Below are 18,057 nucleotides of genomic sequence, written 5' to 3' on the forward strand. Positions count from 1 at the left end.
TGTCACTCGCAGCCGGACCTGCCGAGCCGGCGGGAGACCGCTCATGCTCATCAAAGCCGTGCTGTTCGACGTTGACGGCACACTCGTCGACTCCGTCGACTTGCACGCCCAAGCCTGGGTCGATGCCTTCAGGGAGTTCGGCCACAACATCCCCTTTGACGAAGTGCGGGCGCAGATCGGCAAAGGTGGTGACCAGCTGATGCCCGTTTTCCTTGCGCCAGACGAACTGGTCGAGAAGGGAGCGGCGATCGAAAAGCGCCGCGGCGAGATTTTCCGCGATGGCTACTTACCCCGGGTCCGCGCTTTTCCACATGCAGCAGAGCTGGTGAAGCACGTTGACAAGTCAGGTCTCCGGAATGCGCTTGCATCCTCTGCTAAGAGCGAGGAGCTCGCCGCCCTCAAGCGCATCATCGGCATCGAAGACGATCGACTGGACGCGGAGACCTCCTCAAGCGACGCCGAACGCTCGAAGCCTTTCCCAGACATCTTCGAGGCGGCGCTGGCTCAGTTGCCGGGCGTGACCGCAGACGAAACCATTGTCATCGGCGACACACCCTATGATGCCGAAGCAGCTCGCAAGGCTGGCATGCGCGCGATCGGGATGCTCTGCGGCGGCTTTCCGGAGGCGGATTTGCTGGCCGCCGGCTGCGTCGCCATTTTCAGGGACCCGGCGCATCTCTTGGCGGACTATGACGCCTCGCTCCTGGGTGCCGGTGGGATGCCGGATTAGGTTGGCGACGACGGAGGCTTTGCGACGGGCTCTCTCCGTCAGGCGGGCCCCATGCCAGTGCTATCCGCAAGCCGCGCAGGTCATCAGCCCGTGCTTCTCGCGCGCCGGTTCAACGACGTAGCCGCAGCGCAGGCAGTTCGCTCCGACGTCGTTCGCATCGAACGGATCGGCGACGCGACGGGCCGGTGCTACCACAGGCTGCTTGCGGGGCCGCCCACGACTCCGACGGCCCTCAACGACGGGCTCTGAATCGGGAGCGACAGGTGCCGCTTCGGACGCCGGCACCGATGGCGAGCGCGCCGGCATCACGTGGAAGGTCGGTGCGACCGCCGCGGCGACCGCGGGCTTCGGCGCGCCGGGGAACGCGGGCGGCGCGTCGCGGGCGGGGAAGCCATCGTCCCAGGACGCGGAGCGGACCCCGAAGGACGGCGCGCGGGACGGGTCGACCTGCCGGCTGCGGGCGCCGGAGCGGACATGCACGACCTCGACGGTCCTGCTGGTCTGGGTGCCATGGCTGCCGCGCTGGCTGATGCTGCGTTGCTCGCGACGCTCGGCGGTGCGGGACTTGTCGTCGCGGAAGCGGGCGAAGACGCGGTCGATCTCGGACATTGGTCCTCGTTGTTGATGAGGGCGGCGTGGCGACTGCCTGCTGATCAGCGGTCGCCCTGCTTGCGGTTGCCCATGGCGGACTTGCCGACGCCGCCTTGCTTGAGGTTGCCGCTGAACTTCGCTCCGGCGCGGGCATCCTTGGGGTTCGCCTTGCCGGCGGCAGCGTTCTGGCCGCCCTGCGGGGCGCGGCCGGCAGGCGGAAGCGGGGGCATCTTCGCCGAGGTGGTTGCGGTCTCGGACCATCAAGTTCTGGGCGGAAACCTCGGCCAAACGTGGGCTTCAGCGCGACGCGCCGACGAGGAGAGACAGGTTGTGCAAGACATGAATGGAGCAGCGGTAAGAACCGGGGAACGAAAGTCTCTGGATCGAGGCCGCTTCGCGAAGCAGGAGTGCCCGCGTAGCGCCTTCGTCGCGCCCCGCCGGTGAGGCACTCGCCCCGAACACGATGCAGTGCGCCTGGATTCGAACCGTCTTCGGGACCCGTGAGGAGCAGGCGGGCCTGCATGAAATCAGCCGCGATCTGCGGTTGAACGGGCACGCCGATCGCAGCACGCGTGCCGTACGGCTAAAGCGCGAGCTGCACCTTCATGGACCGGCCGCGGTCGCCGGCAAGTTCGAACGCCGCGACCGCATCGTCGAGCTTCAGCACTTCCGTCAGCAAGGGCGTGACATCGATCCGCCGCGCCGCGATGATCTCCACCGCCCAGGCGAATTCCTCGTGGAACCGGAAGGTGCCACGGAGCGCGATCTCCTTTGCCACCAGCACGTTTACTGGCAGCGGGATCTCGCCGCCCAGGCCGAGCTGAACGATGGTCGCACCGGGTCGCGCTGCGTGCAGCGCACCGGCCAGCGCCGCGCCGGCGCCCGAAGCCTCGAACACCACATCGAAGTGGCCCTTGTCCGTGCCGAAGCGATCGAGCGCCTGCGGATCAGACCGCGTGTTCAGCCCGAGATCCGCACCGAGCCGCCGAGCCAGGGCGAGCGGAGGGTCGACCACATCGGTCACCACGACCTCCCGCGCGCCGGCATGGCGGGCCGCCAGCATGGCGAGCATGCCGATCGGCCCCATGCCGGTGACGAGCACGCGCGCTCCCGCCACCTGCCCGGCCTGGCGCGTGGCATGCAGGCACACCGCCAGCGGCTCGGCGAAGGCGGCGTGCTCGAAGGGCAGATCGGGTGGCACCGGCAGGGCCTGCGCCTCCTCGCAGACCAGCACTTCGCGGAACGCGCCCTGCACGTGCGGCATGCGCATCGCGCTGCCATAGAACCGCATGTCGAGGCAGTGCTGCGGCTGCCCGGCCAGGCAGAAGCGGCAGCGCCCGCAGGCCCGGCTGGGATTGACCGCGACGCGGTCGCCGACCGTCACGCGGGTGACCTCCGCGCCGGTCTCCACGATTTCACCCGCGACCTCATGGCCGAGGATGAGGGGCTCGCGCAGCCGGATCGTGCCGAAGCCGCCATGCTGGTAGTAGTGCAGGTCGGACCCGCAGATGCCGCCCGCGCGGAGCCGCACCTTTACGTCATGCGGGCCGACCGGCGGGATCTCGGCCTGCTCGATGCGCAGGTCCTTCGGCGCATGGACGACGACGGTCTTCACGGCAGGCCCTCCTCGAAGGTTTCGATGGGCGATGGAATGCTCAGGCGGCGTCGACCCGGCGCCCGTCGGCACCGCGGAACACCACCGCTTCGGCGAGATCGACGCCAAGGCCGACGCGCTGGCCGGGTTGCAGGTCGCTGTAGCCCGCCACTGTGACCATCACCTCGTCGCGCACATCGCCTTCGTCGAGATGCGCAGTCTTCGCCTCGACCAATCGCACGGCGATCAGCGACTCCGCGCCGACATGCTCGACCAGCATGACCTCGCCCGGCAGCGTCCCGGGCGCGTCGGGCGCGTCCAGGGTGAACGCGCTTGGGCGCACGCCGAGCAGCAGTCCAGGCCCCGCCGCCCGCGCCGTGCTGGTAAGCCGGGGCGGCGCGGCGACCGACGTCGTGCCGAGCCGCAGCGCCGCTTCGCCGTCCGGCTCCGCAACGATCAGGTTCATCGGCGGCGTGCCGATGAAGCGCGCGACGTAGGTGTTCAGCGGATTGGTGTAAATCTCGCGCGCCGTACCGAACTGCTGCACCACGCCGTCGCGCATCAAGGCGATGCGGGTGCCCATCGTCATCGCCTCGATCTGGTCGTGGGTGACGTAGACGAACGTGCCGCCGACCTGGCGGTGCAGCTTGATGATCTCCGCCCGCATGGCGGTGCGGAGCTTGGCGTCGAGGTTGGACAGCGGCTCGTCCATAAGGAAGACCTGCGGCTTGCGGACCATCGCCCGCCCCAGCGCGACCCGCTGCCGCTGGCCGCCCGATAAGGTCTTGGGCAGCCGATCCATCATCTCGGTCAGCGCGAGGATCTGCGCCGTGCGGTCCACGAGGTCCCGCACCTCCGGCGAGCGCTCGATGCGGCGCTTGGCGAGGTCGCCGATGATCGGCACGTGGAACCACCAGCGGTGCTGCCGCATGATAAGCGGGAAGGTGATGTTCCGGCGCACGCTCATATGCGGGTAGAGAGCATAGGACTGGAACACGAAGGCCATGTCCCGCGCGCTCGGCGGGAGTTCGTCAACCCGCGCGTCGTCCAGGTGGATCTGGCCGCTGCTCAGTGTCTCGAGTCCCGCGAGCATGCGAAGCAGGGTGGACTTGCCGCAGCCAGACGGTCCGAGCAGGACCAGGAACTCGCCGTCGTCGACGTGCAGGTTGATGTCGTTGACAGCGATCTTCGAGCCGAAGGCGCGGGTGACGCCGTCGAGGCGGATGGAGGCCATGATGCGTGTCCCTCAACCCTTGACGCTGCCGGCGGTCATGCCGGCGACGACGTAGCGCTGGACGAAGAGGTAGAAGACGATGGCCGGCACGGTGTAGAGCACGCCGATCGCCATCACCGAGTGGATCGGCGTGCTGAGCTCGCCGACGAAGCCCGCGAGGCCGACCGAGGCCGGCTTGAGCCCCTCCGCGCTCAGCAGGGTCTGCGCGAAGACATACTCGTTCCATCCATGGAAGAAGGCGATCACGGCCGCGGCGGCCAGCGACGGGGCGACCAGCGGGATGACGATGGACAGCACGATTCCCGACGGGCTGCAGCCGTCGACGCGCGCGGCTTCCTCTACCTCGATCGGCACGCCGTCGATGGCGCCCTTCAGCAGCCAGGTGACCACCGGCACGGTGAAGGCGGTGTTGGCGAGGATCAGCCCGCCCAGCGTGTTGAGCAGCGCCAGGTCGCTGAAGATGGCGTAGAGCGGTACGACCAGCATGGCCTCGGGCAGCATCTGTGTGGCGAACAGGCCGAGCCCGACGCCAAGCTTGCCGCGGAAGCGGAAGCGCGACATGGCATAGGCCGGGAAGATCGCCAGGCCGATGCTCAGCACCGTGGTTCCGGCGGCGATGATGGCGCTGTTCAGCAGCCAGGTCGCGACGGGGATGCGGGTGAAGGCCTCGGCGTAGGTCTGCAGTTCCGACAACCGCGGCAGCAGCTGCGGCCGTGTCGAGAACAGCGCCGCCGACGGCGTGAGGGACGTGACGAACATCCAATAGAGCGGGAAGGCCGCCGCGCCCAGCACCGCCAGGACGACGACGAGGCGCAGGCCGTGCCGCCAGCCGAGCTGCCCGCTCATCGCGCGCCCTCCGCCTCGTTGCGACGCGTCGCCCGGAAGTAGACCAGCGTGATGAGGAACGCGATCGCGACGCCGACCATGCCGATCGCGGCCGCGCTGCCGAGGTTCCGGTAGACGAAGCCCTCGCGGTAGAGCTCGATGACCAGGGTGTTGGTGGCGCCGATCGGCCCGCCCTGGGTCATCAGCCAGATCAGGTCGAAGCGGCGGATCGACCAGATCGTCAGGAACAGCGCGAGCAGCGCGACCGATGGCCGGATCGTCGGCCAGACCACGGCGCGGAACACGCTGAGCCGGTCGGCGCCGTCGATTACCGCCGCTTCCCGCAATTCAGAGGAGACGCCCTGCAGCGCCGCCAGGATCACCACCGAGGCGAAGGGCGTGATCTGCCAGATCGTCGTCATCAGGATGGCCGGCAGCGCGAGGGACGGATGGTCCAGCCAGTGCTCGTCGCCGAAGGGCAGGCCGAGGCCGCGCAGCGCATGATTGAAGACGCCGTACTGCGCATTGTAGATCCACGCGAAGATCAGGGCGACCGCGACCGGCGGGGCCGCCCACGGAATGGTCACCACCGCCCGCGCCACGCCCCGGCCCAGGAAGGGCGCGTCGAGCAGCAGCGCGATGCACAGCCCGAGCCCGATGGCGATCACCACGCATGCGACGGTGTAGATGGCCGTTATCAGAAGCACATGCGCGAAATCGCCGCTGCCGAGGAGATCGCGGTAGTTCTCGAGCCCGACGAAGACATGGTCGCGTGGCGACAGCAGCGAGGTGTCGGTGAAGCTCAGCCCGAACTCATGCAGCAGCGGGTAGCCCTGGAACAGCGCGAGATAGAGCGCGATGGGCGCGACGAACAGGTAGGGCAACCAGCGGCTGCCCTCTGGCCGGTTCGCCTTCGGCCTGCTGGAGCGTGCGGACATGCTTCCTCCCGGGGCTTGTGCGTCCCTCTTCGGCGGATCGGGCTAGCGGCGCAGCCGGCGCAGTGCCTCTCGCTGCGCATCGGCCATCGCCTGCCCGGGATCGCGGTTCGCCTGCAGCACGCGCAGCACCTGCTCCAGTACGATCTGCTGGATCTCCGGCGTGCGCGTCTCCAACCCCTCGACGAGCTGCGGGAGGCTGTTCGGCGTCTGCTCGTCGTAGACCGTGAGCCAGGGCTGGGCGGCCACGGCTTCGGCGGTGCGCGGCACGGTGGTGGCGACGCTGCTGGCGCCGAGGATCGGCTGCAGCTCTGCCTGCACGTCGGGCTGCAGCACCCATTTGACGAAGCTGACCGCCGCTGCGCGGTTCTTCGTGTTGGCGTTGATGGTTAGCGGCGCCAGCACCATGCCCTGCGCCCGCGTGGGAAATGGAGAGGGCGCGGCAGCGAGCGGCAGGTCGGGAGCCTGCTGCTTCAGAATGCCGGCGACGCCGCCATTGTCCACTTCCATCGCCAGCTTGCCTTCCCAGAACATGCGCCGGAAGGTCGCGGCATCGGCACCGCGCGGGATGGCGCCGGAATCGTAGACCCGCTTGTACGCCGCGACGCCCGCCACCACGCCGGGCGCATCGAGCGTGAGGGTCGTTCCGTCGCTCCACCGGCCACCGAAGCCGAAGACGAAGTTGCAGATGTCCTGCCAGAAGCCGGGACGCTCCGCCATCGTCGCGCGGTAGGCGAAGCCGTAGACGCCGTTGCCGGTCGCCGCCTTCGCGGTCTCCAGGAAGTTGTCGAAATCGGCAGGGGCCGCGCCGCCGCGCAGCAGCGTCGGGTTGTACAGCAGGACGTAATTGCTGCCTTCGAACACCACGCCGTAGCGCTTGCCGCCGATCTTCATGTAGCGGTCGGTCGCGGCCATGGGATAGGCGCTCATGTCGATGAGCTCGTCCAGCTGCAGCAGGCGGTTCGCCGGGACGGCGGCGTGGTAGTCGATCTGGTCGAAGCGGACGAGGTCCGGTCCGCCGCCGCCGCCCATCTGCGTGAAGACCGTGTTGGCAAGGGTGGCGAAGGGCAGCGCGACCGGCTGCACCTCGATGCGATCCTGGCTGCGGTTGAAGCGGTCGAGCCAGGCGCGCAGCCGTTCGCCACGGCCGGCCTCGGCGAAGGTCACGGCGGCGAAGGTGAGCACCTCCTTCGCGCCTTGTGCCAAGGCGGGGCGCGCGAGCGGGCGCAACAGCGCCAGCGAGGCCGCGGCGATACCGAGTTCACGGCGAGTGGGGTGGATCATGTCATTCCGCTCCTGGACGATTTCCGGTTGGCCCCCGCCGCTCGGCGGGCAGTCCGGGATCCACCGTCGCCGTGCTGCCTGATGCCGGCTTCATCCGGCATCCGGCAGCGCCGCCGAACGGCGCCCTCGGACCCATCTTGGGCGTGGCGTGCCGTCACGCCTGAGCGCCTCGCTCAGCCCGGCCGGCGCCTGCGCGCGATCGCGTGGGCATGGCAGGGAGCGCCTGAGCGCAGTTTTGCATATCGTGATATTTCACAATCGTCAAGCAACATCGGCAGCGGCCGGCCGCACGAGATTGAGCAACGGCTCGCCCCGCATCAGACGTCTTATGTTCTCCGCCATTGTCGCCTGGCGGCGACGGATCGTGCCATCGGTCCAGCCGGACATGTGCGGTGTCATCAGGAGATTGGGCAGTTCTTCAAAGGGCAGGTCGCCCGGGCGGCCTTGCAGCTCGCCCGGCCCGGGGTACCGGTACCAGGTGTCGATCACCGCGCCGCCGATGCGCCGGTCGCGCAACGCCTCGTACAGCGCGCGCTGCTCCACCACGGGGCCGCGCGCGACGTTGATCAGCAGCGCATCGCGGCGCATCGCCGAGAAGGCGGCCTCGTCGACCATCCCGGTCGTCTCCGGCACCAGCGGCACGGTGACCACAATGAAGTCGGCGCTGGCCCAGAAGTCCCCGAGGTCCGACAGCGGGAAGGCGCGATCCACCAGGCCGGGCGCGACCACCGGGCTGCGGTTCGCGACATGCACGCGCATGCCGAAGGCGCGGGCGCGCGCCGCGACGGCGCGCCCGATATGGCCAAATCCGAGCAGCCCGATGGTCCGTCCGGCGATCTCCCCGTGCGCACGTTCCGGCGCGCCGGCCCACCACGTCCATTCGCCCTGGCGCAGGCGGGCATCCGCATCGGACAGCGGCACCGTCCGCTGCAGCAGCGCGGCCATCACGTACTCGGCGATCGCGTCCTCATGCCCGAAGCAGTTGCACAGCGCCGCCGCGGCTGGCAGCGTCGGGAGGTCCACCGCATCGAAGCCGGCGCCGGGCACATGGAACAGGCGCAGCGCGGCGGGGCGTGGCAGGGAAGGGTCGAAGCGCACGCCAATGATGGCGCCCGCCGCGGCGTAGCGTTCGCGCTCGCCATCCTGCGCCAAGCTGTCGGAGAGGATGGCGACCTCCGCGCCTGGTCCGACCAGGTCCGCGAAGCCTTCGCTGAAGCTGGCCGCGTTGGCGCCGTGGAAGACGATTCGCATGGCGGGGCTCCGGAGTCAGACCGACGGCAGGAAGGTCAGCGTGCAGTCCAGCAGCGAGGGGTCGATCTCGCGCTCCATCACCTCGAACATGCTGCCGACGAAGTCGATCAACCGGTCGGTCGCGGCCATCGCCGCATCCTCGTGACGGTTGGCCACGGCGTCGAGGATTGCGAGATGCGCGTCCACCGTCTGGGTCAGGCCGGCGTCGGCGGCGATGGCGGTGTGGTGGATCCAGCCGATGCGGCGATAGATGGTGTGCAGCGGCCGCAGCGTGTGCTCGAGGAACGGTTCGCCAGCGGCAGTGATGATCAGGCGGTCGATCCGCCGGTCGAACATGTTGAACTCGCAGATCGAGATCGTGTCGCGCCGTTCGCGCAACGCACGGGCCAGGTGCAACAACTGGTTCCGGTGCGACGGGCCGGAGCGCTCGGTCGCCAGCCGGATCACGAACCGCTCGAGGTCGCGGCGAAGCTGCAGCAGTATGCGGTCGCGCGACAGGTCGATGGTCGCAATGCGGAGCCCCTGACGCGGCTGCACGACAATGAGCGTGTCGGCCGCGAGCCGTGTCACGGCCTGGTGAACGGGCGTGCGGCCCAGCCCCGTGCTCTCCTGCAGTTCCTGCATGGTCAGGAAGCGGCCCGGCTTGAGAGCGCAGGTGACGATCATCTCCTCGATCCGCTCATAGGCGAGGTCGAAGAGGTTCCGTCGATTCTGGCTGGGGGGCGAGGACGGCCGGCCGCCGACGCCGGCGGACTCTACCAGGCTCGGCCGAGCCGCTCTCGTTCGTGCCATCGTCTCCTCCCTGTCGTCGTTCGGATGGCGTTGCGCAACCGGATCGCGCCCTTGCAGGCATCGCTGATATCATAAAAGCATATTGTGATATGTCACGTCCAGCAGTACCTTCTTGCTACCCGGCCCGGGAGGAGGACGACGGTGAAGATCACAGCGATTGAGACACTCCGGACCGCGGAGTTCGCCAACGTCCTCTGGGTTCGCATCCACACCGACAGCGACCTCATCGGCCTCGGCGAGACCTTCTACGGCGCCGGCGCCGTGGAGGCGCATGTCCACGATACGCTCGCCGCAAGGCTGCTCGGCCGCGATCCCCTGCGGATCGAGGCGATCCACCGCGACATGCTGAACCTGCCGATGGCGCAGTCCTCCACGGGTGTCGAGTACCGGGCCGCATCCGCCGTCGACATCGCGCTATGGGACCTGTTCGGCAAGGTGTGCGGCCAGCCCGTGCACCAGATGCTAGGCGGGCTCTGCCGAGACCGTCAGCGCGTCTACAACACCTGCGCGGGCTACCGCTATGTCCGCACCACCAACATCCGTCCCGTCGACACATGGAACCTTGGCGAGGCCGCGGGGCCGTACGAGGACCTCGACGGGTTCATGAACCGCGCCGACGCCGTCGCCGAGAGCCTGCTGGAAAGCGGCATCGGCGCGATGAAGATCTGGCCCTTCGATCCCCCAGCGCAGGCCAATGAGGGATTGTTCATCAGCGCCGAGCAGCTGAAGAAGGCGATCGAGCCCTTCGAGAAGATCCGCAAGGCCGTCGGCGACCGGATGGAGATCATGGTGGAGTTCCACTCGCTGTGGAACCTGCCGACCGCGAAGCTGATTGCGAAGGCGCTCGAGCCCTACAAGCCGACCTGGTTCGAGGACCCGATCCGCATGAACTCGCCGCAGGCGCTGGCAGAGTATGCGCGGTCCACCGATGTCTGGGTCTGCGCCAGCGAGACGCTGGGATCCCGCTTCGCATACAAGGAGATGCTGGATCGCGACGCAACGCATGTCGTGATGGTGGATCTCTGCTGGACGGGCGGCCTGACGGAGGGCCGCAAGATCGCGTCGATGGCGGAGACCTACCACCGCCCCTTCGCGCCGCACGACTGCATCGGTCCCGTCGGCTTCGTCGCCGCGGTCCACACCTCCTTCAGCCAGCCGAACACGCTGATCCAGGAATCCGTGCGTGCCTTCTACACCGGTTGGTACAGGGAACTCGTCACCGAGGTGCCGGTGATCCGCGACGGCTATGTGCTGCCGATGGAGGGGCCCGGCCTTGGCACCGAGCTGCAGCCCGCGGTCTTCGACCGCCCCGACCTCACCGTCCGCAACACGTCGCGGTAGGGCAGGCGGGCATGGAGATGTTCAGCCTCGCCGGTCGCACCGCGCTGGTCACCGGATCCTCCCGCGGGCTCGGCAATTCGATCGCCGAGGGGCTCGGACGCGCGGGGGCTGCCCTCGTGCTGAATGGATCCGACCAAGCCCGTCTGGACGCGGCGAATGAGGCGATGCTGGCCAGGGGATACACCGTCCATCTCGCCGCCTTCGACGTCACCGACGAAGCCGCTGTCGTGCGGGCCTTCGCGGAGCTCGACGCGCGCGGCATCGCGGTGGACATCCTCGTGAACAATGCGGGCATTCAGCTTCGCGGCCCACTCGTGGACCTGGCTGCCGAGGACTGGCGCAAGGTGATCGAGACCAACCTGACCAGCGCCTTTCTCGTCGGGCGAGAGGCGGCACGGCGCATGATCGCGCGGGGCCGCGGCGGTAAGGTCGTGAACATCGGCTCCCTGACGAGCGCGGTCGCGCGAGCGACCACCGGGCCCTACACGGCCGCCAAGGGGGGGATCAAGATGCTGACCCAGGCCATGACCGCCGAATGGGCGGAGCACGGCATCCAGGTGAATGCGATCGGCCCTGGCTACATGCTGACGGACATGACGAAGCCGCTGGCCGACGACCCGAAGTTCGACGGCTGGGTCAAGGGACGCACGCCATCGCGCCGTTGGGGCACGCCCGAGGACCTGGTCGGCGCAGCCGTCTTTCTCTCGTCATCCGCGTCCGACTACGTCAATGGCCAGATCATTTATGTGGACGGCGGAATGCTGGCTGTCCTGTAGGACCTGACCCTGCGGCGTCCGCCGTCGACGAGGGTTAAGGCCGCCCGCGCCGTTCGAGTGTCCCTTCCAAGCGATCGAGTGCGCGCACGGACCGCGCTGGCAGCCGCGAAGGGTGTCGCACAGTGATTTCGCCTCCTGTCGCGGGAGGCGCTGCGTAAAGCGTGGGCGACCACTGGGTCGCTCCCGCACCGGCCAACTGGCTCACCCGGCACTTTGTATTTGACCTCGGGGGCAGGCTGGAACGAGCATCAGGCGGCTAGCCAACGGCCCGACGCGAGAGGGCGATAGGCGCCAGCGTCGCGGCCGGCTGAACCAGGGAGGCGGCGATGAACATCACGACATCCCCGGCCGACATGGCCACCGCGCTTGCCAAGTCCTTTGCGGGTCAGATCCTGCGGTCGGGCGATCCGCATTACGACGAAGCCCGCAGGGTGCACAACGGCCTGATCGACAAGCGGCCCGCGCTCATCGCCCGCTGTCTCGGCGTGGCGGACGTCATTGACGCCCTGGCTCTGGCCCGCGAACGGCGGCTCGAAATCGCCGTCCGTGGCGGCGGCCACAACGTGGCAGGGCGCGCCACGACCGAAGGCGGCATGCTGATCGACTTGTCACTCATGAAGGGCGTCTACGTCGATCCAAACCGTCGGACGGCCCGCGCCCAGGGTGGCGCGACCTGGCGCGAGTTCAATCGTGAAACCCAGCTGCATGGGCTGGCGACGACGGGCGGTGTCGTCTCCTCGACGGGCGTCGCGGGACTGACGCTCGGGGGCGGCCTGGGCTGGCTCATGGGCAAGCATGCGCTTGCGCTCGATAACCTGCTTTCGGCCGAAGTGGTGCTGGCGGACGGAAGGGTCGTCACCGCGAGCAGCGAGCAGAATGCGGACCTGTTCTGGGCACTGCGTGGCGGCGGCGGCAACTTCGGCGTGGTGACAAGCTTCGAGTATCGGCTGCATCCGGTCGGCCCGCTTGTCACCGGCGGCCTCATTGCCTGGCCGTTCGCTGCCGCGTGGGACGTGCTGCGGCACTTCCGCGACGTGACGGCCAACCTCCCCGACGAGTTCACCGTCTTCGGCGGCCTTGTGCATGCGCCGGACGGATCAGGCGAGAAGCTCGCCGTGATGGTCATGTGCCACTGCGGCCCGCTTGCCGCCGGGGAGATGGCGGCCGAGCGAGTGAAAGGGTTTGGGACGCCAGCGGTCGATGCGGTCGGGGCGATGCCGTATTGCGACCTGAACGCCATGCTGGACGGGGCCTACCCTCGGGGCGCGCTGAACTACTGGAAGTCGAGCTTCCTGGGCGGCTTGGACGATGACGCGATCCGGACAATGATCGATTGCTTCGGCCGCTGCCCGACGCCGATGGGGCAACTCCTGCTCGAGCACTTCCATGGTGCGGTTACGCGTGTGGGTGTCGCGGACACGGCTTTCCCGCACCGCGCAGAGGGCTACAACATGCTGGTCCTGTCGGAGTGGACCGAGCCGCGTCAGACGGAGGCCTGCACGGCCTGGGCGCGGGACTCCTTCGCGGCGTTGCGGCCCTACATGGGCGCTGGGCGGTACGTGAACTACATCGACGCCGATGAGCGCGATGACGTCATCGCGGCCGCCTATGGACCGAACTACGCGCGGCTCCAGCGGATCAAGGCCAAGTATGACCCTGCCAACCTCTTCCGTCTGAACCAGAACATCTTGCCGACTGCCTGACTGCAGCACGGGAGTCACTGTGTTAAGAGCCGGCACTGCGGAACGCGAAGGCTAAGTCGCCGTCTGTCCAGTCGGCGACTTAGCCAACTTGCTCGCAGGGGGACGCAAAGCCCCCGGAATGTGCCCGAGATCGAGATATCCTGGCTGCCCGAGGGAGGGCTCGCCGGCCGTGGCCGGCCACTGGGCAGCATTGATCCGCGGCGATCCCAGCACCATTCCATACGGAGTGGGGCGGTGCTGGCGGTGCCCGGCCGCCTAAACGCCATTTGCGTTCTAATGGGAGGCGAGGATGCCAGCAAAAGACGTGATGTTCGGTGCGACAGCCCGTGAGCGCATGCTGCGCGGTGTCGACATTCTTGCTGATGCCGTGAAGGTCACGCTGGGCCCGAAGGGCCGCAACGTCGTGATCGACAAGAGCTTCGGCGCGCCGCGGATCACCAAGGACGGCGTGACCGTCGCCAAGGAGATCGAGCTGGCCGACAAGTTCGAGAACATGGGCGCCCAGATGGTGCGCGAAGTGGCCTCGAAGACCAGCGACATTGCGGGCGACGGCACGACGACGGCGACCGTGCTCGCCCAGGCGATCGTCCGCGAGGGTGCGAAGTCGGTGGCCGCCGGCATGAACCCGATGGACCTCAAGCGCGGCATCGACAAGGCCGTCGCCCGCGTGGTCGAGGAGCTTCAGGCCCGCACACGGAAGATATCCGGCGCAGGCGAGGTGGCGCAGGTCGGGACGTTGTCCGCCAACGGTGATCGAGAGATCGGCGAGATGATCGCCAAGGCGATGGAGAAGGTCGGCAACGAGGGTGTCATCACGGTCGAAGAGGCGAAGGTCACCCAGACCGAGCTCGACATTGTCGAGGGCATGCAGTTCGACCGCGGCTACGTCTCTCCGTACTTCGTCACGAACGCGGAGAAGATGATCGCCGAACTGGAGGATGCATATATCCTGATCCACGAGAAGAAGCTGTCCGGCCTGCAGCCCATGCTTCCCCTGCTCGAAGCGGTGGTGCAGTCCGGCCGTCCGCTGGTGATCGTGGCGGAGGACGTCGAGGGTGAGGCTCTCGCGACGCTCGTCGTGAACAAGCTGCGCGGCGGCCTGAAGGTCGCGGCCGTAAAGGCGCCGGGCTTCGGCGATCGCCGAAAGGCGATGCTCGAGGACATCGCGATCCTCACGGGCGGCCAGGTGATCAGCGAAGACCTCGGCATCAAGCTCGAGACGGTCACACTTGGTATGCTCGGCCGAGCCAAGCGGGTCTTGATCGAGAAGGAGAACACCACGATCGTCGCTGGCGCCGGTGGTCAGGACGACATCCGTGGTCGGATCAGCCAGATCAAGGCGCAGATCGAGGAGACCACCTCGGACTACGACCGCGAGAAGCTGCAGGAGCGCCTGGCGAAGCTCGCCGGCGGCGTGGCGGTGATCCGCGTCGGCGGCTCCACCGAGGTCGAGGTGAAGGAGCGCAAGGACCGGGTCACCGATGCCATGCACGCGACCCGTGCGGCGGTCCAGGAGGGCATCTTGCCCGGCGGCGGTGTCGCGCTCGCACGTGCCGCTGGCGTCCTGTCCGGCGTGACGGCCGACAACGATGACCAGCGCCTCGGCATCGAGATCGTGCGTCGCGCCATCCAGGCGCCGCTGAAGCAGATCGCCGAAAACGCTGGCCAGAATGGCGCCGTGGTGGCTCAGGAGGTGCTGCGCAGCAACACCTACGAGTACGGCTACGATGCGCAGATGGATGAGTACAAGGATCTTGTCTCGGCCGGCATCATCGACCCAACGAAGGTCGTGCGCACGGCGCTGCAGGATGCGGCCTCGGTGGCGGCGCTGCTGATCATGACCGAGGCGATGGTCGCCGAGCACCCGGATAAGCAGCAGGCTCCGGCCGGCGCTCCCGGAGGGATGGGCGGGATGGGCGGCATGGGCTTCTGAACTGGCTGCGCCCAGTCCGGGCGGACGCGGCGGCCGTTCGAGCGACTTCCCGCTGCTGCTCTCAGCCGCGAGAAGCTGTTCGCTGACGCACGCAGGAGGAGAGGTGCCATGAGCGAACTCGATCACCTGACCGCCGCCCAAATGCGCGAAGCCGCGGAGGTGCTGCGAGTGTGGGCAGGCGAACGGCAGCATGATGCCCAAGTCGCTGCTGAAGTCCTCGATCAGACGGCTGAGGCTGAAGCAGCCGAAGCGGTGCGGCGTGTCGAGGTTGTGCGGGCGGTGCTTTTGGCTGCAGCGGACCGCCGTGAGTCGGAACCGAAGGAGCACGGCAGTGAATAGGCAGGGCCTGGCTCGTGCGTCGGCGCAACGCAGAGGGAATCAGTGACTTGATTGTTTGCAAAGGCTGGTCGTGCGGCGATGCGGCCAAGCGTGATGCGAGACCTCGCCGCGTGAGTCATGGCTCTCCCGTGATGCTGCACGATGGCGCGCGCGGGCGGAGTGGATCTGGGGTGCGCGCGGCGATCTCCCCGCCATTTCACCCGAGCCTTCTATCAAGCGGAGATCACGAGCGCGCTCTACATAAATGCAGGAGCTTCCGCGCATTCAGCTCGATCTGCCTGCGACGGCGTTGCGGCGTTCCCAGCAGCTCGAATACCGCGCGGCTACGAGCAGCCACGCTGGCGCTCGTCACCACAGCGTCTTTTCCCTGTCGACGATCGCGTCGAGCCGCTCCGCGAGGTGCTGGTGGCCAGCTGCACGGGCATGATCGGCGGCGCTTCGGCCTCGCGCATCGCGCCGGGAAGCATCCGCTCCGCGTTCCGAAAGAAGTTCGACCACCGCCTCGTGGCCGTGGCCAGCAGCCGCCATGAGAAGCGTGACTCCGTCTCGAGCATCTGGCACGCCATCTTCGGCAGCGTCGCCGAAGGGCGGCGGTAAGGCCGTAGCGCGTTCCAGATTGGCGGCCTGCGCAGCGCTGGGCAGTTCCCGCGCTTTCGCTCTGTTGCACTCCGTCTTGGCGGTCTCCCTCACGGGATGGTTGCAGAGCCTTCCTCCAAGGTGAACCCGATCTTGAGCGTCACCTGGTAGCGCGCCACCTTGCCGTCCGCGACGTCGCCTCGCACCTGCATCACCTCGAACCACCGCACGTTCCGAATGGTCGCGCTGGCTCTGGCAATCGCGTTCTGGATGGCATCGGAGACGCTTGAGCCTGACGTGCCAACGAGTTCGACCATCTTGTAGACGTGCTCGGTCACGACATGTCCTCCAGCTTTATCTGACCCGACAGCCTGGGAGGTGCTCGGCAGTTCGCGTACTGCAAGCTGGGCCATTGAACATCCCAGGCGTTCTCGAGGATGGACCCAACGGCTCGGCTTTCCACTTCACTTCGCTGCGGCATAGAGCGAAGCGTTGTCGTGCGCCGACACGAAAAGGCGCTGCCCTGACAGGGTCGGGCCTGCAGGGCGGGGTGGTAGCGCCCGGCTGGTCGGGTGCTGAACCGGAGACCCCGACGATGAAGCTCACCAACACGCAGGCGCAGATCCTGGCGGCCGCGGCGGCGCACCCTTACAGGCTTGTCCTGCCGCCTGAGCGTCTGCCGATCCCGGCCCGCCAGGCAGTGGCGAAGTCGCTGCTGAAGCACGGCCTGGTCGCCGAGGTCGACGGCGCGGCCACCGACGCCCTCGCCCGTTGGACTGTGGACGGCAAAGCGGTAGAGCTGGCGATCACCTCGGCCGGGCTGCACGCGATCGGCCAGGCACCTGCGGCGGAAGACCTGATCGATGCCGAGATTGCAGCCGAGCAGGAGCTGGCGCAGCGCGCCATCGGTGCCGGCGTAGACCTCACCTCACCGGACGCGTTGGATCACGCGGCTACGGCCGCGGTGCTGCCGGCGGATGAGTCCGCAGAAGCCTCGCAGGCGCCCGCTAAGGGCTCTGGCGCGGTTTCGGCTCCTTCGCGCGCGCCGCGGAGCCCCAGAAAGCGTCTGCGGCTGTCCTCGAGCCCGTCGGACGCAATTCTCGCCGCCAGACCCTGCACGACGCCGCGACGGCCGTCCTGGCGGCTTGGGACGCGTCCGCCGACCGCCCCGGCCTGGAGGAGGCCATCGCCGCGCTCCGCGCCGCGCTCGACGGCAAGCCGGCTCGCCAGCCGCGGCAGCCTGGCGCGCCGCGCAAGCCGCGCGAAGGCACCAAGCAGGAGCAGGTGCTGGCCCTGCTGCGTCGGCCGGAGGGCGCGACCTTTGCCCAGATTGCCGAGGTCACGGGTTGGCAGCACCACACCGTCCGCGGCTTCTTCGCCGGCCTGAAGAAGCGCCAGGGCATCGCGGTCGAGGTGCTGGAGCGCGTTCGCCAGGTCGGGCCCGATAAGCAGGGCGCGAAGGGCTCCTATAGCGTCTACCGGATCGCCGATGCCGGCTGAACGGCGCCACGGCCAGGCCCCGCGCTACGCGGTCGGGCTCTACCGGGTCTCGACCGCGGAGCAGGGGCAGAGCGGGCTTGGGCTGGAGGCGCAGCGCGCCTCCGTCCAGGCCTTCGTCGCGAGCCAGGGCTGGACTTTGGTGACGGAGTTCAGCGACGTCGCCTCGGGCAAGGACGACCGGCGGCCGGGCTTCCGGGCGGCGCTGACGCGGTGCCGGCAGCTCGGCGCGGCGCTGGTGGCGGCGCGGCTGGATTGGATCACGCGCCGTGCCCACACGCTCTCGCAGCTGCTGGAGGACGGGATCTCGATCCGGGCGGCGGACATGCCAGGCGCGGACGATCTGATGATCCGGGTCTACGCAGCGATAGCGCAGAAGGAGAGGGAGTTGATCAGCGAGCGGACGCGGGCCGCCCTGGCCGCCGCGAAGGCTCGCGGGACGGTGCTGGGCGGCGATCGGGGGTATCGCCCCGCCGCTGGTCCGGACGCGAGCGCCGCGGCGCAGGCACGGCGCGAGGCGGCGGAGCGCGCCGCGCATCGGCTCGCACTCGAGGTGAGCGGCTGCGCACTGAAGGCATTATCGGTCAGGCGGCTCTCGCCCGAGCGCTGAACGAGCGCGGGGTGCCGCCGCCCCGCGGCAGCGGCGCCTGGACCCA

19 protein-coding genes are annotated in these 18,057 nt (G+C 68.3%); 8 read left to right on the top strand and 11 right to left on the bottom strand.

What is annotated here, in order from left to right; all coding sequences use genetic code 11:
* Positions 1-43 precede the first annotated feature (43 nt).
* Complete coding sequence (locus ACLF3M_RS09735; protein ID WP_430656713.1) at positions 44-730, top strand: HAD family hydrolase; 687 nt, start codon at positions 44-46, stop codon at positions 728-730.
* 60 nt (positions 731-790) lie between these two features.
* Here ACLF3M_RS09735 and ACLF3M_RS09740 read toward each other — a convergent pair whose 3' ends face one another.
* The 9 genes from ACLF3M_RS09740 to ACLF3M_RS09780 all read right to left on the bottom strand — a co-directional run bounded on the left by ACLF3M_RS09740 (position 791) and on the right by ACLF3M_RS09780 (position 9,236).
* On the bottom strand, positions 791-1,339 hold the full coding sequence (locus ACLF3M_RS09740) for a hypothetical protein (RefSeq protein ID WP_430656714.1): 549 nt from the start codon (positions 1,337-1,339) through the stop codon (positions 791-793).
* A gap of 44 nt (positions 1,340-1,383) precedes the next feature.
* Positions 1,384-1,551, bottom strand: coding sequence for a hypothetical protein (locus tag ACLF3M_RS09745; RefSeq protein WP_430656715.1), 168 nt, complete (start codon positions 1,549-1,551; stop codon positions 1,384-1,386).
* A gap of 353 nt (positions 1,552-1,904) precedes the next feature.
* On the bottom strand, positions 1,905-2,936 hold the full coding sequence (locus ACLF3M_RS09750; RefSeq protein WP_430656716.1) for an L-idonate 5-dehydrogenase: 1,032 nt from the start codon (positions 2,934-2,936) through the stop codon (positions 1,905-1,907).
* 40 nt (positions 2,937-2,976) lie between these two features.
* Positions 2,977-4,149: an ABC transporter ATP-binding protein gene (locus ACLF3M_RS09755; RefSeq protein ID WP_430656717.1), complete on the bottom strand. Its 1,173-nt coding sequence runs from the start codon at positions 4,147-4,149 to the stop codon at positions 2,977-2,979.
* Positions 4,150-4,161: 12 nt separating this feature from the next.
* Positions 4,162-4,995 carry a carbohydrate ABC transporter permease gene (locus ACLF3M_RS09760; protein ID WP_430656718.1) on the bottom strand — a complete coding sequence of 278 codons (834 nt, stop codon included), beginning with the start codon at positions 4,993-4,995 and terminating at the stop codon, positions 4,162-4,164.
* Positions 4,992-5,912 (bottom strand): carbohydrate ABC transporter permease, encoded by a 921-nt coding sequence (locus ACLF3M_RS09765; RefSeq protein ID WP_430656719.1) that lies wholly within the window; start codon positions 5,910-5,912, stop codon positions 4,992-4,994. Before ACLF3M_RS09765 ends, ACLF3M_RS09760 begins: the two co-directional genes overlap by 4 nt.
* A 42-nt stretch (positions 5,913-5,954) precedes the next feature.
* Positions 5,955-7,193 carry an ABC transporter substrate-binding protein gene (locus tag ACLF3M_RS09770; protein ID WP_430656720.1) on the bottom strand — a complete coding sequence of 413 codons (1,239 nt, stop codon included), beginning with the start codon at positions 7,191-7,193 and terminating at the stop codon, positions 5,955-5,957.
* Between the two features lie 261 nt (positions 7,194-7,454).
* Positions 7,455-8,444 (bottom strand): 2-hydroxyacid dehydrogenase, encoded by a 990-nt coding sequence (locus tag ACLF3M_RS09775; protein WP_430656721.1) that lies wholly within the window; start codon positions 8,442-8,444, stop codon positions 7,455-7,457.
* A 15-nt stretch (positions 8,445-8,459) separates the two neighbouring features.
* Positions 8,460-9,236: a GntR family transcriptional regulator gene (locus ACLF3M_RS09780; protein ID WP_430656722.1), complete on the bottom strand. Its 777-nt coding sequence runs from the start codon at positions 9,234-9,236 to the stop codon at positions 8,460-8,462.
* Positions 9,237-9,377: 141 nt separating this feature from the next.
* Here ACLF3M_RS09780 and ACLF3M_RS09785 point away from each other — a divergent pair, with 141 nt between their 5' ends.
* The 5 genes from ACLF3M_RS09785 (at position 9,378) to ACLF3M_RS09805 (ending at position 15,328) form a co-directional block, all read left to right on the top strand.
* Complete coding sequence (locus ACLF3M_RS09785; protein WP_430656723.1) at positions 9,378-10,577, top strand: mandelate racemase/muconate lactonizing enzyme family protein; 1,200 nt, start codon at positions 9,378-9,380, stop codon at positions 10,575-10,577.
* An 11-nt stretch (positions 10,578-10,588) separates the two neighbouring features.
* Positions 10,589-11,353 carry an SDR family oxidoreductase gene (locus tag ACLF3M_RS09790; RefSeq protein WP_430656724.1) on the top strand — a complete coding sequence of 255 codons (765 nt, stop codon included), beginning with the start codon at positions 10,589-10,591 and terminating at the stop codon, positions 11,351-11,353.
* A 326-nt stretch (positions 11,354-11,679) separates the two neighbouring features.
* A complete protein-coding gene (locus ACLF3M_RS09795; protein WP_430656725.1) occupies positions 11,680-13,056 on the top strand; it encodes an FAD-binding oxidoreductase in 1,377 nt (458 codons plus the stop codon).
* A 289-nt stretch (positions 13,057-13,345) separates the two neighbouring features.
* Complete coding sequence (gene groL, locus ACLF3M_RS09800) at positions 13,346-14,989, top strand: chaperonin GroEL (RefSeq protein ID WP_430656726.1); 1,644 nt, start codon at positions 13,346-13,348, stop codon at positions 14,987-14,989.
* 108 nt (positions 14,990-15,097) lie between these two features.
* On the top strand, positions 15,098-15,328 hold the full coding sequence (locus tag ACLF3M_RS09805; RefSeq protein WP_430656727.1) for a hypothetical protein: 231 nt from the start codon (positions 15,098-15,100) through the stop codon (positions 15,326-15,328).
* Positions 15,329-15,676: 348 nt separating this feature from the next.
* On the opposite strand, the gene ACLF3M_RS09810 is transcribed toward ACLF3M_RS09805, so the two are convergent.
* Entirely contained in the window at positions 15,677-15,856 is a 180-nt protein-coding gene (locus ACLF3M_RS09810; RefSeq protein ID WP_430656744.1) for an ankyrin repeat domain-containing protein, read from the bottom strand.
* A 158-nt stretch (positions 15,857-16,014) separates the two neighbouring features.
* Positions 16,015-16,242 carry a dodecin gene (locus tag ACLF3M_RS09815; RefSeq protein WP_430656728.1) on the bottom strand — a complete coding sequence of 76 codons (228 nt, stop codon included), beginning with the start codon at positions 16,240-16,242 and terminating at the stop codon, positions 16,015-16,017.
* An 847-nt stretch (positions 16,243-17,089) separates the two neighbouring features.
* Here ACLF3M_RS09815 and ACLF3M_RS09820 point away from each other — a divergent pair.
* Both ACLF3M_RS09820 and ACLF3M_RS09825 read left to right on the top strand, forming a co-directional pair.
* Positions 17,090-17,404, top strand: a complete 315-nt coding sequence (locus ACLF3M_RS09820) for a DUF3489 domain-containing protein (RefSeq protein ID WP_430656745.1) — start codon at positions 17,090-17,092, stop codon at positions 17,402-17,404.
* Positions 17,394-18,011, top strand: coding sequence for a recombinase family protein (locus ACLF3M_RS09825; RefSeq protein WP_430656729.1), 618 nt, complete (start codon positions 17,394-17,396; stop codon positions 18,009-18,011). Before ACLF3M_RS09820 ends, ACLF3M_RS09825 begins: the two co-directional genes overlap by 11 nt.
* The last annotated feature ends 46 nt before the right edge of the window (positions 18,012-18,057 follow it).

The sequence above is a fragment of the Falsiroseomonas sp. HW251 genome (assembly GCF_050563545.1).
In the GTDB taxonomy this organism is placed as follows: Bacteria; Pseudomonadota; Alphaproteobacteria; order Acetobacterales; family Acetobacteraceae; genus Falsiroseomonas.

What these genes read in the sequence shown, in the direction of transcription:
- ACLF3M_RS09735 (WP_430656713.1), top strand. Translation starts at nt 44, where the DNA reads ATGCTCATCAAAGCCGTGCTGTTCGACGTTGACGGCACACTCGTCGAC.
- ACLF3M_RS09740 (WP_430656714.1), bottom strand. Translation starts at nt 1,339, where the DNA reads ATGTCCGAGATCGACCGCGTCTTCGCCCGCTTCCGCGACGACAAGTCC.
- ACLF3M_RS09745 (WP_430656715.1), bottom strand. Translation starts at nt 1,551, where the DNA reads ATGCCCCCGCTTCCGCCTGCCGGCCGCGCCCCGCAGGGCGGCCAGAAC.
- ACLF3M_RS09755 (WP_430656717.1), bottom strand. Translation starts at nt 4,149, where the DNA reads ATGGCCTCCATCCGCCTCGACGGCGTCACCCGCGCCTTCGGCTCGAAG.
- ACLF3M_RS09760 (WP_430656718.1), bottom strand. Translation starts at nt 4,995, where the DNA reads ATGAGCGGGCAGCTCGGCTGGCGGCACGGCCTGCGCCTCGTCGTCGTC.
- ACLF3M_RS09765 (WP_430656719.1), bottom strand. Translation starts at nt 5,912, where the DNA reads ATGTCCGCACGCTCCAGCAGGCCGAAGGCGAACCGGCCAGAGGGCAGC.
- ACLF3M_RS09770 (WP_430656720.1), bottom strand. Translation starts at nt 7,193, where the DNA reads ATGATCCACCCCACTCGCCGTGAACTCGGTATCGCCGCGGCCTCGCTG.
- ACLF3M_RS09775 (WP_430656721.1), bottom strand. Translation starts at nt 8,444, where the DNA reads ATGCGAATCGTCTTCCACGGCGCCAACGCGGCCAGCTTCAGCGAAGGC.
- ACLF3M_RS09780 (WP_430656722.1), bottom strand. Translation starts at nt 9,236, where the DNA reads ATGGCACGAACGAGAGCGGCTCGGCCGAGCCTGGTAGAGTCCGCCGGC.
- ACLF3M_RS09790 (WP_430656724.1), top strand. Translation starts at nt 10,589, where the DNA reads ATGGAGATGTTCAGCCTCGCCGGTCGCACCGCGCTGGTCACCGGATCC.
- ACLF3M_RS09795 (WP_430656725.1), top strand. Translation starts at nt 11,680, where the DNA reads ATGAACATCACGACATCCCCGGCCGACATGGCCACCGCGCTTGCCAAG.
- groL (WP_430656726.1), top strand. Translation starts at nt 13,346, where the DNA reads ATGCCAGCAAAAGACGTGATGTTCGGTGCGACAGCCCGTGAGCGCATG.
- ACLF3M_RS09805 (WP_430656727.1), top strand. Translation starts at nt 15,098, where the DNA reads ATGAGCGAACTCGATCACCTGACCGCCGCCCAAATGCGCGAAGCCGCG.
- ACLF3M_RS09810 (WP_430656744.1), bottom strand. Translation starts at nt 15,856, where the DNA reads ATGGCGGCTGCTGGCCACGGCCACGAGGCGGTGGTCGAACTTCTTTCG.
- ACLF3M_RS09825 (WP_430656729.1), top strand. Translation starts at nt 17,394, where the DNA reads ATGCCGGCTGAACGGCGCCACGGCCAGGCCCCGCGCTACGCGGTCGGG.